Raw genomic sequence first — 15,223 nt, 5'->3', positions numbered from 1 at the left:
TGGTGTCGGTCATGGTTGCCTCACTCCTGCGTCGGTCGTGCTGGCGGGCCGGGCGCGGGTCCGGTCCGCCGGCACGAGAGGGTACTGCTCAGCGGCTCACAGGCCGGCGCACTGGTCGAACCGTGGGCCGCTGACCGCGTTGGCGACCTCGATGTTCACCGGGGCGGCGGCGTTGCCGGTGCAGCCCAGGGGACCGTTGACGGAGTTGCCGGCCAGCAGCGGGGCGACGCCCGCGCTGTTGACCACGTTGACCGGGCCGCTGATCCGATTGCCGACCAGCAGGACCGGACCGGTCGTGCCGGTGACGTTCACCGGGCCGTTGACGGTGCCGGCGGTCAGCACGAAACCGGCCGCGCCGGCGGCGTCCACCGGACCGTTGATCGAGCCACCGTTGACGATCAGGGTGGCACCGGGCCGGACCCGGACCGGCCCCCGGACGGTGGCGTCGGCGAGGCAGGCCACGCCGGTGACCGTCAGCGGGCCGTTGTGGGTGCCGGTGCGCGTGGGCGCGATCCGCTCCCCGGCCACCAGGCCCTCGGCGGCCTGCTCGTCGAGCAGCAGCGGCACCAGCCCCCGCTCCGGCTGGGACAGCGGTACGAGGTAGCCGCCGGCCACCTTGACCACCGTCCAGCCGTGCGCGGCGAGCCGCTCGGCCACCGTGGTCTGCCGGCCCGCCGGGCCGTCGGTACGCGCACCGTGGTACTGCTCCTCGGTGAGCTGGTAGGCGCACGGCGGCTGCGCCAGGATCTGGTCCGCACTCGGTGCGTCCAGCGGCGGCGGTGTGTCGCCCGGGTGCGGCGCCGGGTACGCCTCGATCGGGCGCGAGCCCCGGAAGACGATCCGGCCGGTGTTCGCCGACTGGAACCTGATCGCCTCGGCGCGGGCGGCGGTGATGGCACCGACGTTCGCCCCGTGGTACGCGAGGAACTGGTGGAACGTCCACAGCGCCGAGTACGTCTTGCGTCGGCGGTTGTTGGCGGTGTTGCCCTCGTCCGGCCGGGTCGGCCCGCCCGAGCTGCGCAGCTCCAGCAGGGAGTTGACCACGTTCTTCAGCCCGAGGGTGTTGCGCAGGATGGTCTCCTCGCCGAGGCCGACGTTGGCCCCGGTGCATCCGTACGGGCAGGCCCACCAGCCGTCCCGGGCGCCCTGGGTGTACATGTGTCCCTCGATCATGTGCTGCGACCGGTCGAAGATCCCCTGCGCCACGTTCTGGTGCCGGGGCGGCAGCATCGGCAGGTCGCCGGTGTTGGAGTTGCCGTACTCGTGACCGTCGTAGCTGGCGATCGGCCGGTAGTCACGGACCATCTCGACGAACGCCTGGGTCTCCGGCTGACGGATCAGCGAGTAGTCCCGGTTGAGGTCCTGCCCGGTGGAGTTGCCCCGGCTGTTGGCCGCCCGACCGTCGCCGTTGATGGTCGGGACGATCAGCATGGTGGTCCTCGACAGCAGGCCGAGCGTGGTCGGGTCGTCGGTGAACGCCAGCTGCCGGGCCATGATCAGGCATGCTTCGCGGTCACCGGGCTCGTTGCCGTGCACGTTGCAGTTGACCACCAGGGGGTTCGTCGCGGCCACCGCCTCCGGGGTGGCCGGTGGGGTGGGGTGACCGATGACGAACATGTTGATCGGCCGGTCCTGCACGGTACGACCGATCTCGACCACCCGCACCCGGTCGCTCAGCTCGTCGATCGCCGCGGTGTAGGCGTATTCGTTGACGTCGTCCGTGTACTGCGCGCCCAGCGTGGTCTCCCACTGGGTACGCAGGCCCTGGCCGGGCACGTCCGGGTCGCCCCAGTGCCCCCGGGTGATGTCGCTGACCGGGTTCGAGTACGGCTGCGTGGTGCCGTCGAGGCGGGCGCGGACCCGCCACTGGAACCGGTTGCCGGGGGCGAAGCCGGCGTCGGCGAAGGTCGGCGCCGAGTTGTTGATCTGCCGGTTGGGCCGCCAGACGCCGACGATCACCGACGCTCCGGTGGCGGTGCCGTCCTCGGCGACCGGCGTGCGCTCGATCTGGTAGTCGGTGGCCCCGTCGACCGGCGTCCAGGCCAGGGTGGCGTACCCGTCGCCCGGCAGCACGGTGAGGCCCCGCACCTGGTTCGGCTCGGCGGCCGTCGTCGCCCGGGCGGGTTGCGCGGTCGCCGCGAGGGTGACGGCGAGTAGAGCGGAGAAGACACCGGCCGTTGTCCGTCTGTATCTCAAGGCGATCTCCAAACAGGAGGGATGGCTGGGTACGCACAGCACACCCGCCCGCACCCGGTCACGGGGTCACGAGCTGGGATTCTTGAGGATGCTCTGAGGTTGCCGGCGACCGGTCGGCCGGTCAGGTGACGCGCAACCGGTAGCCGACGCCGCGTACCGTCTCCACCAGACCCGGGTCGTCCAGCTTGCCGCGCAGCGCGGCGACGTGGACGTCCAGGTTGTGCCGGGTGGCCCAGGTGGTCTGCCAGACCTCGAGCTGCAACCGGTCCCGGGGCACCACCGTGCCCGCCTGCCGGGCCAGGGCCACCAGCAGGTCGAACTCCTTGCGGGACAGGCCGACCTCGCGGTCACCGACCCGCACCCGCCGGGCGTCCACCTCGATGCGCAGGGCACCGACCCACAGCGTGGTCGCCTGCCGGACGGTACGGGCGGTGCGCCGCATCACCGCCTCGATGCGGGCCTGCAACTCGACCATCGAGAACGGCTTGACCACGTAGTCGTCGGCGCCGGCGCGTAGCCCGGCCACCCGGTCGTGCTCCTCCGCCCGGGCGGTCACCGCGATGATCGCGACCCCCTCGTCGTGCTGGCGGATCCAGCGACACACCTCCAGGCCGTCGCGGTCGGGCAGGTTCATGTCGAGCAGCACCAGGTCGACCGGATCGGCCTCGACCGCCTCGGCGGCCGTCACCGCCTGGACCACGTCGTGCCCCCGCCGCCGCAACGCCGAGGCGAGGCCCGCCGAGACGCGCAGGTCGTCTTCCACCAGGAGCACCCGCACCCGCGCCCTCCTCGGACCGCACCGCTGCCGGATGCCTGCGAGTGTGTCGGACGCACGGCGTCGCCGACCAGTGTGGACACAAGATCGTAACGGCGGATCGGACTGTGCGAGCGTTCTGGTGGCGCGGTCACGTCGCGGGTCAGCCGACGGCGGCCTTCAGCACCCAGGACGTCAGGCGGGGCCGGCCGGGCAGTTCGGTCCGGCCGGTGCACCAGAGCAGCACGTCGCCCGGATCCCCCGGCGGGGCCTGTGGAAACAGCCGGGCGAGCACCGCCGCGCACAGCGCCGTCGGTGGCCGCCAGTCGATCCCGAGCCCCTGGGTGATGTCCCAGGTGTGCACCAGCGTCTCGCTGACCCCGAGTGCGGCGAAGCCACCCGGGTCGGTCGGGCCCCAGTGCCAGCCACGGGCGGCCGGTTCCGCGGCGTCGACCGCGTCGCGCAACAGCCGCCCGCAGGCGGTGACCACGGCCAGGACGTCGCGCGGCGCGGCGTCGTGCCGGACGACCAGGTCGAACGGCAGGTACGCCTCGTCCGGGCGGGCCGCGACCTGACCCGCGTACGCCAGCAGGTCGTGGGCGACGTGGGTCGCCGTCGTCCAGCAACTCCACTCCAGGGTCCCCGCCCGGTGCGCCCGCCAGTCCCGGGACACGTGCGGCGTGAGCACCCGCACCATCTCGGCCACCGCCTGCTCGACATCGCCACCGTCCAGCCCCGTCATGTCCACCATGCTGCCAGTCGCGCCGCCGGCCGGCGGCCCCGGCTGATCCGGGGCTGCCGCACCAAGCGGGTGAGCGGTACGGTGCCGCCCATGAGTCAGCAGGTGCGGGCCCGACCGTTCTCGCTCGGCGGGCGGGTGGTGCTGGCGGCCCAACTGCTGGCGCTGACCGCCGCGCTCGTCGGCAGTTTCGGTGTGCTGCTCGCCGCCGCGCTCCGCGCCGGCGATCTCCCGGCGCTGCTGGACCCGGGGGTGGCGCGGTTGGGCGATCCGAAGGACTCCCTTCCGCCGGTCGGGCCGGACTCGGTGTGGAACCCGCTGCTGTGGGTGTTCGAGCTCAGCCGGGTGGTGGCGATGCTCGTCCAGCCGCTCGCCGCGCTGGCCCTGCTTCTCGGGCTGGTGTCGCTCGCCCGCACCTGGCAGGTCGGCGATCGGTCCACGTTCCGTCGGCTCGCCGTCGGCACCGCCCTGTGGTGCGCGACAGCCGTCCTCGCGCTGACCCCGTACGGCATGCGACTGCACCACTGGCTGCTGGACTAGGGGTTGCCGCCAGGGGTCGATTGGCGAGTGCTGTCGGTCGGGGCTGCTACCGTCCCGCATTCGTTGGAGCCGATCCGGGCGACGCGTTCCGACAGGGGCCACCGGCTGGCGGGGGAGAGGGTGCACGCAATGGGCGACGAGGAGAAGAACGCGCTGTCGATGTTCCTGAGGGCGCAGCGGGCAAGCGTCCTCGCGATCATCGACGGGCTCGACGTGACGGCCCTGACCACCGCCGTGCTGCCCTCCGGGTGGACGCCGCTGGGTCTGGTGGAGCACCTCGGCTACGCCGAGCGGCACTGGTTCCAGGAGATCATGTTCGGCTCGGCCGAGCCGCTGGCCTGGCCCGACGACGACCACGCGCCGCTGACCACGCCCCGACCGCTGGCGATGGTGCTGGAGTTCTACCGGGCCCAGTGCGAGCGGTCCGACGCCGTCCTCGCCGGCACGCCGCTGTCCGCCCCGGTACGCGAGCGGCACCCCGGTCCGCTCGGAGATGAGATCACCGACCTGCGGCGCGTCGTCCTGCACATGATCGAGGAGACCGCACGACACGCGGGTCATCTCGACGCGGCGCGCGAGCTGCTCGACGGCCGGACCGGCCTCGGCCCCCGGTAGCCGGCCACCCGGTCAGCGTCGCCCGACCCCCGGCCGGCTCAGCGCCCCGACCGGCCGAGGACCAGGTCGGGGCGACTGCGAGCGGGCTGGAGGCGCTCAACGACGGCAGCGGTCAGCGCAGGCCGGCGGCGGCGAGCAGGTTGCCGTCCGGGATCGCCGGCAGGGCCCGCCCGTGCGCCATCTGCCGCGCCGCGCGTTCGGCGGTGAACGTCGGTGCCTGGGCGATCGCCGAGGCGTACGTCGAGGCGGTACGGCTGGCGATGGCGGCCCAGCCATACCGGTCGTGCACCATGGCCCGGGCCCGGCGGGCCAGCGTCCGGGCGCGTTCGGCGTCGGAGAGCAGGGTGTGCACCGCGTCGGTGAGCGCGTCCGGGTCGTGCGGCCGGAAGGTCACCCCGGTGACGCCCGGCTCGACGATCTCGGCCAGCCCGCCGGTCTCGGCGACCGCCAGCGGCGCACCGGCGGCGGCACCCTCCAACGCGACCATGCCGAACGGCTCGTAGATGCTGGGCACGGCGAAGCAGTCCGAGGCGGCCATCACCGCGGGCAGGTCGGTGCCGCCGAGGAAGCCGGGCAGGCTGACCGTGCCGGCGAGCCCGAGCCGATGCACGTCGGCCTCCAGCTCAGCCCGGTACGGTCCGTCGCCGACGATCACCGCGCGCAGTCCCGGGTGCCGCTCCCGCAGCCGGGGCAGCCCGGCGATCAGGTGCTGCACACCCTTCTCGTACACCAGCCGGCCGGCGAACGTGACCAGCGGACCGTCCCCGGCGAACCGGGCCCGTGCCGCCGACACGGCGGCGGCGGAGACCCGCCAGCGGTGCGGCTCGACCCCGTTGGGCACCACGTCGACCCGGCCGCTCGGCACGCCGAACAGGCCGGTGACCTCGTCGCGCATGTAACCGGAGCAGACGATGACCCGGTTCGACTCGCCGCCCAGCCAGTGTTCGACGCCGTGGATGGTGCGGTTCATGTCGTCGGGGAGCCAGCCTTGGTGTCGGCCGGCTTCGGTGGCGTGGATGGTGGTGACGAGGGGGAGGTGGAGGTGGTCGCGCAGGGTGATGGCGGTGTGGGCGACGAGCCAGTCGTGGGCGTGGATGACGTCGTAGGTGGCGGTGGTGGTGGCGTGCAGGGCGGCGCGGGTGAGGGTGTGGTTGAAGGCCATGGTCCAGGCCAGTAGTGAGGTGGTGGCGAGGGGGAAGGTGACGGGGTCTTCGGCGGCGCGGACGACGTGGACGCCGTCGACGTATTCCTCCAGGGGTGCGCCGTCGGTGTGGCGGGTGACGACGGTGACGTGGTGACCGGCGGCGGCCAGGGCGACCGACAGGGCGTGCACGTGTCGACCGAGCCCGCCGACGAGCACCGGCGGGTACTCCCACGACAGCATCAGGATGCGGCGGGGCTGCGACCCGGCGGTGGGACCGGACGACGCCGGGACCTGGGGACGCGAGGTGAGCGTGGGTCGGTGGACGCGGTCCGAAGCGGTGGCGGTCCGTCCGCCGACCCGCAGGGTGGTCACATCAGTCTCCGTCCGTGCAGGAAGGAACGCGCCGACGTCGGTGGCGGCGAGTGGGCAGGGTTGGGTTTCGGACACGTGTGAACGCGCCGGCGGTGCGAGGATCTGGTAGGCGCGCGGACTACGCGCCCGCGAACAAGGAAACGTCATGACGGCCGATCCCGCATCTCGAAGAGGGCCCCAGTGACCGACGACACCGCAGGGTTCATCTGGACTCGGTCGCGCGGACACCGGGCATTCACCCGATCGGATGGATTGGCGGTGGACCGTGCGGGGCATTACGGCCGCGCGCATCACCGGTGGCTCCGGCGGGTGCGCTCATGGTGCGGGCGCGCTCATGACATGTGGGCCGAAGGAGCGAGATGCAGGTCTGGCCGGGCGAGCGATACCCCCTCGGGGCGACCTACGACGGAATGGGCACCAACTTCGCGATCTTCTCCGAGGTGGCCGAGAAGATCGAACTCTGCCTCTTCGACGAGTGGGACGTGGGCCACGAGCGCCGGGTCGAGCTGCGGGAGGTCGACGCGTACGTCTGGCACGCGTACATCCCGGGGGTCGGGCCGGGCCAGCGTTACGGCTACCGGGTGCACGGCCCGTACGACCCGGCGAACGGGCTGCGCTGCAACCCGGCCAAGCTGCTCATCGACCCGTACGCCAAGGCCATCGACGGTGACGTGCGGTGGGATCCGGCGGTCTACGACTACGTGCACGGCGACCCCGAGCGGATCAACACCGACGACTCGGCGCCGTACATGCCGAAGTCGGTGGTGGTGAACCCCTACTTCGACTGGGGCAACGACGCGCCACCGCGTATCCCGTACCACCACTCGGTCATCTACGAGGCCCACGTCCGCGGGCTGACCATGCGGCTGCCCGGCATCCCCGAGGAACTGCGCGGCACGTACGCCGGCATCGCCTCGCCCCCGATGATCGAACACCTGACCCGGCTCGGGATCACCGCCATCGAGCTGATGCCGGTGCACCAGTTCGTCAACGACCACCGCCTGACCGACCTGGGGCTGCGCAACTACTGGGGTTACAACACCATCGGCTTCTTCGCCCCGCACCACGCGTACTCGGCCCTGGGCCATCTCGGCCAGCAGGTGCAGGAGTTCCGGGGCATGGTCAAGGCGCTGCACGCCGCCGGCATCGAGGTGATCCTCGACGTGGTCTACAACCACACCGCCGAGGGCAACCACCTCGGGCCGACGCTGAGCTTCAAGGGCGTCGACAACCCCAGCTACTACCGGCTGTCCGAGGAAGACCGGCGCTACTACGTCGACTACACCGGCACCGGCAACAGCCTCAACGTCCGCAGCCCCCACTCCCTGCAACTGATCATGGATTCGTTGCGCTACTGGGTGACCGAGATGCACGTCGACGGCTTCCGCTTCGACCTGGCCGCCACCCTGGCCCGCGAGTTCTACGAGGTGGACCGGCTCTCCACCTTCTTCGAGGTGGTGCAGCAGGACCCGGTGGTCAGCCGGGTGAAGCTGATCGCCGAACCGTGGGACGTCGGCCCCGGCGGCTACCAGGTCGGCAACTTCCCGCCGCAGTGGACCGAGTGGAACGGCAAGTACCGGGACACCGTCCGCGACTTCTGGCGTGGTGAACCGGCCACCCTCGCCGAGTTCGCCTCTCGCATCTCCGGCTCCGCCGACCTCTACCAGGACGACGGCCGCCGCCCCTTCCACAGCATCAACTTCGTCACTTGCCACGACGGGTTCACCCTCAACGACCTGGTGTCGTACAACGACAAGCACAACGAGGCCAACGGCGAGGACAACCGCGACGGCGAGAGCCACAACCGCTCCTGGAACTGTGGTGTCGAGGGCGACACCGACGACCCCGGAATCCTCGGCCTGCGTGCCCGGCAGCGCCGCAACTTCATCGCCACCCTGCTGCTGTCGCAGGGCGTACCGATGATCGGCCACGGCGACGAGCTGGGCCGCACCCAGCGGGGCAACAACAACGCCTACTGCCAGGACAGCGAGCTGGCCTGGATCGACTGGGACGACGCCGACACCGAACTGCTCGACTTCACCCGTCGGCTGGTCGAGTTCCGCCGCCAGCACCAGGTGTTCCGGCGTCGCCGCTTCTTCACCGGCCTGCCGGTGCACGGCCGCGAGGTCGACGAGCCGCTGCCCGACCTGGCCTGGTACACCCCCGACGGTCGGGAGATGACCGGCGAGGACTGGGGCAACGACTTCGGCCGCTCGGTGGCGCTGTTCGTCAACGGCGAGGGCATCCGGGAACGCGGCCAGTACGGCCAACGCCACCACGACGCCTCGTTCTGGCTCTGCTTGAACGCCCACGACGCGCCGCTGGACTTCACCCTTCCGCCGGTCGAGTTCGGCCAGCGTTGGGAACTGGTGATCAGCACCGCCGAACCGGACCAGGACAAGAGGATCACCGCGGAGGCCGGCGGCACGCTCTGCGTACCGGACCGCTCCCTGCTGGTGCTGGAGAGGGTGGCCTGACATGCCCGCGAAGCCCGTCACCGCCACCTACCGGGTGCAGGTGCGCCCCGGCTTCGACCTGGCCGCCACCGCCGACCTCGCCGGCTACCTCGCCGACCTCGGCGTCACCCACCTCTACAGCGCGCCGCTGCTGGCCGCCGCCCCGGGCAGCGCGCACGGCTACGACGTCGTCGACCACCGGCAGGTCAACCCGGAACTCGGCGGCGAGGCCGGCCGGCAGCGGCTGCTGCGGGCGCTGCGCGACGCCGGTCTCGGTCTGGTCGTGGACATCGTGCCCAACCACGCCGGAGTGGCCGTGCCGGCAGCCAACCCGGCCTGGTGGGACGTGCTGCGCCGGGGCCGCGAGTCGGCGTACGCCGGCTGGTTCGACGTCGACTGGCAGCGGGGGCGGCTGCTGCTGCCGGTGCTCGCCGACACCCCCGACGCGCTCGACGACCTCAAGCTCGCCGACGGGGAGCTGCGCTACCACGAGCACCGCTTCCCGGTCGCCGACGGCACCGGCGACGGCACCGCCCGCGAGGTGCACGACCGGCAGCATTACGAGCTGGTGTCCTGGCGACGCGGCGACGCCGAACTGACCTACCGCCGGTTCTTCGCCGTCTCCAGCCTGGCCGGGCTGCGGGTGGAGGACCCGGACGTCTTCGCCGCCACCCACGAGCTGATCCTGGCCTGGGCGGCGGCCGGCGAGGTCGACGGCATCCGGGTCGACCACCCCGACGGGCTGCGCGACCCCGCCGGCTACCTGGCCCGGCTGCGGGAAGCCGCCCCCGACGCCTGGCTGATCGTGGAGAAGATCCTGGAGTACGGCGAGGAACTGCCGGCGTGGCCGGTCGACGGCACCACCGGCTACGACGCGCTGGGCGCCGTCGGCGGGCTCTTCGTCGACGGCGACGCCGAGGCCGACTTCACCGCCCTGGACACCCGCCTCGCCGGCCGGGCCACCTCGTGGGCCGACCTGACCCACGACACGAAACTCGGTGCCGCCACCCGGCTGCTGGCCGCCGAACTGACCCGGCTGGCCGCGCTCGCCCCCGACGTCGACCCGGACGCCGCCCGCGCCGCCCTGGCCGAACTCGCCGCCGCCTTCGCCGTCTACCGGGGCTACCCGCCCGACGGGGCCCGGCACCTGGCCAACGCCCGCGCCGAGGCCGGCCGCCGCCGCACCGACCTGACCGGCGCGCTGGACGCGATCACCCGCCGGCTGCGCGACCCCGACGACGAACTGGCCCGCCGTTTTCCGCAGTTCACCGGCGCGGTGATGGCCAAGGGCGTCGAGGACACCGCCTACTACCGGTGGAGCCGGTTCATCGCCCTCAACGAGGTCGGCGGCAGCCCCACCCACTTCGGCACCCTGCCCGGCCGGTTCCACCGCTTCGCCGCCGCCCGCCACGAACGCTGGCCGGCGAGCATGACCACCCTGTCGACCCACGACACGAAACGCGGCGAGGACGTCCGCGCCCGCCTCGCCGTCCTCGCCGAGCTGCCCCAGCGCTGGGCCGACGCGGTCACCGGCTGGATGGCCGCGGTGCCGCTGCCCGACGCCGCCCTGGCCCACCTGCTGTGGCAGACCGCCGTCGGTGCCTGGCCCATCGAACGCGAGCGCCTGCACGCGTACGCGGAGAAGGCCGCCCGGGAGGCGGCGGCCTCGACCAGCTGGACGGACCCCGACCCGGCCTTCGAACGGGCCATGCACGCCCTGGTCGACGCCATGTACGACGACCCGGCCGTCACCGAGGGGCTGGCCGCCTTCGCCGCCGAGATCACCCCGCCCGGCTGGTCGAACTCGCTCGGGCAGAAACTCGTGCAACTGGCCATGCCCGGGGTGCCCGACACCTACCAGGGCACCGAGCTGTGGGACAACTCCCTGGTCGACCCGGACAACCGCCGGCCGGTCGACTTCGCCGTACGCCGGGACCTGCTGGCCCGGCTCGACGCCGGCTGGCAGCCGGCGGTGGACGAGACCGGCGCGGCGAAGCTGCTCGTGGTGTCGCGGACCCTGCGGGCGCGTCGCGACCACCCGGAGCTGTTCGGCGACTACCAGCCGCTCATCGTGCACGGGCCGGCGACCCGGCACGCCGTGGCCTTCGACCGGGGCGGCGCGGTCGCCGTGGCCACCCGGCTGCCGCTGCGGCTGGCGGCGGCCGGCGGCTGGCGGGACACCACCCTGTCGCTACCCGTCAAAGAGATGTCGTGCCTGTTCACCGGTCGGGTCTACAGTGGCTCTCAGGTCCGCCTCGCGGACCTGTTGACCACCTATCCCGTCGCGCTGCTGGTGCCCACCACCTGACCCGGGAGGCTGCGTCATGACCGAGTTCACCGTCTGGGCACCCGAGGCGACCCGGGTACGGCTGCACCTGCCCGGCGCCACCGACCACGAGATGCGGGCCGGCCGGGACGGCTGGTGGCGCGTCGAGGTGCCCGACGCGGGCACCGACTACGCGTTCCTGCTCGACGACGACGACCAGCCGCTGCCCGACCCCCGGTCGGCCTGGCAGCCGTCCGGCGTGCACGCGCCCAGCCGGATCTACGACCACGCGGCGTTCGGATGGACCGACGGTTCCTGGACCGGGCGGCAGCTGCCCGGCAGCCTCCTCTACGAACTGCACGTCGGCACCTTCACCCCGGAGGGCACCTTCGACGCCGCCATCGGCAAACTCGACCACCTGGTCGACCTGGGCGTCGACCTGGTCGAACTGCTGCCGGTGAACGCCTTCAACGGGGAACACAACTGGGGCTACGACGGCGTCTGCTGGTACGCCCCGCACGAACCCTACGGCGGACCGGACGGCCTGAAACGGTTCGTGGACGCCGCCCACGCCAAGGGGTTGGGGGTGATCCTCGACGTCGTCTACAACCATTTCGGGCCCTCCGGGGCCTACGCGCCGAAGTTCGCGCCGTACCTCGCCGAGCGCAACACCCCCTGGGGCAACGCGGTCAACCTGGACGGCCCGCACTCCGACGGGGTACGCCGGTTCATCATCGACAGCGTGCTGATGTGGCTGCGCGACTACCACGTCGACGGGCTGCGCCTGGACGCCGTGCACGCCATGCCCGACACCCGCGCCGTGCACCTGCTCGAAGAGATCGCCGTCGAGGTCGAGAGCCTCTCGACCCACCTGGGCCGCCCGCTGTCCCTGATCGCCGAGTCCGACCTCAACGACCCCCGGCTGATCACCCCCCGCGAGGCCGGCGGCCAGGGCCTGCACGCCCAGTGGAACGACGACGCCCACCACGCCCTGCACACCCTGCTCACCGGCGAACGGCAGGGTTACTACGGCGACTTCGGCACCATGGAATGCCTGGTGGAGGTGCTCACCGGCGGCTTCTTCCACACCGGCACCTGGTCGAGCTTCCGCAGCCGCCAACACGGCCGCCCGGTCGACCAGCGCACGCCCGGCCACCGCTTCGTCGCCTACCTGCAGAACCACGACCAGATCGGCAACCGCGCGGTCGGTGACCGCCTCTCGGCTTCGCTGTCGCCGGCGCTGCTGCGGGTGGGAGCGGTGCTGCTGCTGACGGCACCGTTCACCCCGATGCTGTTCATGGGCGAGGAGTGGGCCGCCTCGACGCCCTGGCAGTACTTCACCTCGCACCCGGAGCCGGAACTCGCCGCCGCCGTCGTCACCGGCCGCCGCGCGGAGTTCGCCGCCCACGGCTGGCCGCCCGGCGACGTGCCGGACCCGCAGGACCCGCAGACCTTCCTCCGCTCCCGGCTCGACTGGGCCGAGCTGGACAAACCCGAACACCGCGAGATGTACGACTTCCACCGCCGCCTCATCGCCCTGCGCAAGTCCCGCCCGGACCTGTCCGACCCGCGCCTGCACACCCTCGACGTACGCCACGGCGACCAGTTCCTGGTGATGCGCCGGGGCGGCTGCCTGGTCGCGGCGAACCTGGCCGGCAAACCGCAGCGGATCACCCTGCCCGGAGTGGCGCGCCGCGTTCTGCTGGCCACCGGCGACGGCGTCACCGTGCAACGCGACCGCATCGAACTACCAGCCGAGACAGCAGCCATCGTGGCCCTCTGAAACAACCCTGCTGCGGAGTCGGTGGACCGATTTGTGGCAGTGCCGGTACCCGACACGCCGGGTCGGGACTTCCTGCACTGCCACAAATCCCTGTGGCCGCCGAACCAGATCCGAGCAGGAAGCCAATTGTGGCGTGGCCGCCATACCACGCGTGCCGAACGGAGTTGGGCAGCGGGTGAGGAATGGCCCGGGGTGGGACGGCAAACGATTGCAGTGTGTCGGGAGGCACTGGCAAGATGGCTGTCGATGCGTCGCGTGGGAGTGGCAGCGATGATGACCTGAGCCGAGGGCAACGGCCGGGCATCGGATGTTCCTGATCGACTTGTAGCTGGGGGCGACGGCAGGCGGCCGGTCGGCTGCCCGCCCGGCCGCTCGGGCTGACCCCTGCCTGCCAGCTGCGCCGAAACGCCGCCACCTGCATCGCAGCGGCGGTAGAGAGGAAGCCCGATGAGGCTTGCCCATCCTGACGAAGCCCAACCGTCCCGCCGTCGGGGAGCCGTCGCGGTCGCCGTGCTCGCGGCGGCGACCTCGCTGGTCACCGTGGCGGGGATCCTGACCGCGCCACCCTCGCTGGCCGCGACCCCCGACATCACCGTCAACACCTCGTCGAGCTACCAGACGATCGACGGGTTCGGCGCCGCGACGCCGATCTTCGGTGGTTCCGGTGACCCGTGGACGACGAGCGAAACCCAGACCCTCGTCGGCACGGGGCCGGGACAGCTCGGTCTGTCGATCGTCCGGACCGTGGTGTCGCCCGTGACGAGCGAGTGGGGTCTGTACGCGGCCAGCCTGCAGACGGCTAAGTCCTACGGATCCGACGTCAAGATCCTCGCCTCGCCGTGGACCGCGCCGGCCCACTTCAAGACGAACAACAGCAGGGTCAACGGCGGCAAGCTGAGGACCGACTACTACGACGACTATGCCGAGCACCTGAACAGCTACGTGCAGTTCATGAAGGGCCGGGGCGTCACCGTCGACGTGACCTCGATCCAGAACGAGCCGGACTGGCACCCCGACTACGACTCGATGGACTGGACCGGCACCGAGATGCGCAACTTCGTCCGCGACCACGGTGCCCGGGTCAGGGACACCCAGCTCATGGTCGGCGAGTCCCTGCGGTTCGCCCGCCAGTACTCCGACCCCACCCTGCAGGACGCCACCGCCCGCAACAACATCGGATACGTCGGTGGCCACCTGTACGACGCCGAGAACAGCGGAAACCTGTCGCCGTACCCGCTGGCTGCGCAGTACGGCAAGAACCAGTGGATGACCGAGTGGAACCTGCACGCCGCCGACGGCAGCGGCGCGAACATCTGGGGAGACCCCGGCAACACGGCCGTGTGGAACGAGACCCTCGACGACATCATGCGGACCGTGCACCGGTCGATGGAGGCGAACTGGAGCGCCTACATCTGGTGGTACGGCCGCCGTTTCTACTCCTTCATCGGTGACGGTGACGCGCAGTACGGCACCACCAAGGGCGCGGTCCTCAAGCGCGGCCAGGCGTTCTCCCAGTACGCCAAGTACGTCCGTCCCGGTGACCGCCGGGTGGGTGTGTCGAAGAGTTCGCGGGCCTCCGGGCTGGAGGTCACCGCCTACCGTGGCCGCGGCAAGGTCGTGCTGGTGCTGCTCAACCGGTCGAACAGCGCGGTCAACGACGCGGTCGTCCAGGTGCCGCAGAACATCTCGGCGGCCGAGTACACCGTCACCTCGCGGACCTCGGGCGCCCAGTCGCAGGCGGTGAACGTCAGTGGGGGCCAGGCGACGGTGAACGTGCCCGCCCGGAGCATCTCCACGATCGTCCTGACCGAGGGCTCCGCCTCACCGACGCCGACGGCCACCGCGACGCCGACGCCAACGGCCAGCCCCACCCCGACCCCGACGCCCACCCCGACTCCGACCACCGGACCGCCCACGGGGACGTGCCGGGTGACCAACGCGGTCAACGCGTGGAACAACGGCCTGGTGGACAACATCACCATCACCAACACCGGTACGAGCGCCGTCAACGGCTGGTCCCTGCGATTCACTCTCGCCGCCGGGCAGACGATCACCTCCGGCTGGGGTGCCACGTACGCACCGACCAGCGGCCAGGTGACCGCGACGAACGTCAGCTACAACCCCTCGATACCGCCGGGGGCCTCCGTCACCATCGGCTTCCAGGCCACCCACAGCGGCAACGACGCCCCACCCACCGGTTTCACCCTCAACGGCACCGCCTGTAGCTGAGCGGCGCCTTTCCTGTCGAAGCGGTGGGACCCCGCCCCGCCCGGCGGGCCCCCCCCCCCCCCGGGGGCCCGCCCCCCGGGGGGGGGGGCCCCCCCCCCCACCCGGCCGGGCCCGCCCCGCCACCGCGCC

10 protein-coding genes are annotated in these 15,223 nt (G+C 71.9%); 6 read left to right on the top strand and 4 right to left on the bottom strand.

The window, feature by feature from the left end:
* Positions 1 to 96: 96 nt before the first annotated feature.
* From V5O40_RS26640 to V5O40_RS26630, 3 genes are all read right to left on the bottom strand, one after another.
* Positions 97 to 2,196 carry a M14 family zinc carboxypeptidase gene (locus V5O40_RS26640; protein ID WP_332908012.1) on the bottom strand — a complete coding sequence of 700 codons (2,100 nt, stop codon included), beginning with the start codon at positions 2,194 to 2,196 and terminating at the stop codon, positions 97 to 99.
* Between the two features lie 121 nt (positions 2,197 to 2,317).
* Positions 2,318 to 2,974 (bottom strand): response regulator transcription factor, encoded by a 657-nt coding sequence (locus V5O40_RS26635; RefSeq protein WP_332908011.1) that lies wholly within the window; start codon positions 2,972 to 2,974, stop codon positions 2,318 to 2,320.
* 139 nt (positions 2,975 to 3,113) lie between these two features.
* A complete protein-coding gene (locus V5O40_RS26630) occupies positions 3,114 to 3,692 on the bottom strand; it encodes a DinB family protein (RefSeq protein ID WP_408631959.1) in 579 nt (192 codons plus the stop codon).
* A 90-nt stretch (positions 3,693 to 3,782) separates the two neighbouring features.
* Here V5O40_RS26630 and V5O40_RS26625 point away from each other — a divergent pair, with 90 nt between their 5' ends.
* Positions 3,783 to 4,229: a hypothetical protein gene (locus V5O40_RS26625; RefSeq protein WP_332908010.1), complete on the top strand. Its 447-nt coding sequence runs from the start codon at positions 3,783 to 3,785 to the stop codon at positions 4,227 to 4,229.
* Between the two features lie 129 nt (positions 4,230 to 4,358).
* Positions 4,359 to 4,844: a DinB family protein gene (locus V5O40_RS26620; RefSeq protein ID WP_332908009.1), complete on the top strand. Its 486-nt coding sequence runs from the start codon at positions 4,359 to 4,361 to the stop codon at positions 4,842 to 4,844.
* 112 nt (positions 4,845 to 4,956) lie between these two features.
* Here the strand turns inward: V5O40_RS26620 and V5O40_RS26615 are convergent, their stop codons facing one another.
* The gene (locus V5O40_RS26615; protein WP_332908008.1) at positions 4,957 to 6,360 is read right to left on the bottom strand and encodes a glycosyltransferase family 4 protein; all 1,404 of its coding nucleotides are present in this window, start codon (positions 6,358 to 6,360) and stop codon (positions 4,957 to 4,959) included.
* Between the two features lie 359 nt (positions 6,361 to 6,719).
* On the opposite strand from V5O40_RS26615, the gene glgX reads away from it, so the two are divergent.
* From glgX to V5O40_RS26595, 4 genes are all read left to right on the top strand, one after another.
* The gene (gene glgX, locus V5O40_RS26610; protein ID WP_332908007.1) at positions 6,720 to 8,837 is read left to right on the top strand and encodes a glycogen debranching protein GlgX; all 2,118 of its coding nucleotides are present in this window, start codon (positions 6,720 to 6,722) and stop codon (positions 8,835 to 8,837) included.
* A 1-nt stretch (position 8,838) separates the two neighbouring features.
* Complete coding sequence (treY, locus tag V5O40_RS26605; protein WP_332908006.1) at positions 8,839 to 11,124, top strand: malto-oligosyltrehalose synthase; 2,286 nt, start codon at positions 8,839 to 8,841, stop codon at positions 11,122 to 11,124.
* Between the two features lie 16 nt (positions 11,125 to 11,140).
* Entirely contained in the window at positions 11,141 to 12,865 is a 1,725-nt protein-coding gene (treZ, locus tag V5O40_RS26600) for a malto-oligosyltrehalose trehalohydrolase (protein ID WP_332908005.1), read from the top strand.
* Between the two features lie 447 nt (positions 12,866 to 13,312).
* Positions 13,313 to 15,094, top strand: a complete 1,782-nt coding sequence (locus V5O40_RS26595; protein WP_332908004.1) for a cellulose binding domain-containing protein — start codon at positions 13,313 to 13,315, stop codon at positions 15,092 to 15,094.
* Positions 15,095 to 15,223 lie beyond the last annotated feature (129 nt).

This window comes from Micromonospora palythoicola (genome assembly GCF_036689795.1).
Lineage (GTDB): Bacteria > Actinomycetota > Actinomycetes > Mycobacteriales > Micromonosporaceae > Micromonospora > Micromonospora palythoicola.
Note: the sequence above shows the minus strand (reverse complement) of the source record. Positions and strands in the feature narration are given on the sequence as shown.

Excerpts from the sequence above, each read along its gene's own strand:
- treY (WP_332908006.1), top strand. The coding sequence starts at position 8,839 with ATGCCCGCGAAGCCCGTCACCGCCACCTACCGGGTGCAGGTGCGCCCC.
- V5O40_RS26630 (WP_408631959.1), bottom strand. The coding sequence starts at position 3,692 with ATGACGGGGCTGGACGGTGGCGATGTCGAGCAGGCGGTGGCCGAGATG.
- glgX (WP_332908007.1), top strand. The coding sequence starts at position 6,720 with ATGCAGGTCTGGCCGGGCGAGCGATACCCCCTCGGGGCGACCTACGAC.
- V5O40_RS26595 (WP_332908004.1), top strand. The coding sequence starts at position 13,313 with ATGAGGCTTGCCCATCCTGACGAAGCCCAACCGTCCCGCCGTCGGGGA.
- treZ (WP_332908005.1), top strand. The coding sequence starts at position 11,141 with ATGACCGAGTTCACCGTCTGGGCACCCGAGGCGACCCGGGTACGGCTG.
- V5O40_RS26620 (WP_332908009.1), top strand. The coding sequence starts at position 4,359 with ATGGGCGACGAGGAGAAGAACGCGCTGTCGATGTTCCTGAGGGCGCAG.
- V5O40_RS26625 (WP_332908010.1), top strand. The coding sequence starts at position 3,783 with ATGAGTCAGCAGGTGCGGGCCCGACCGTTCTCGCTCGGCGGGCGGGTG.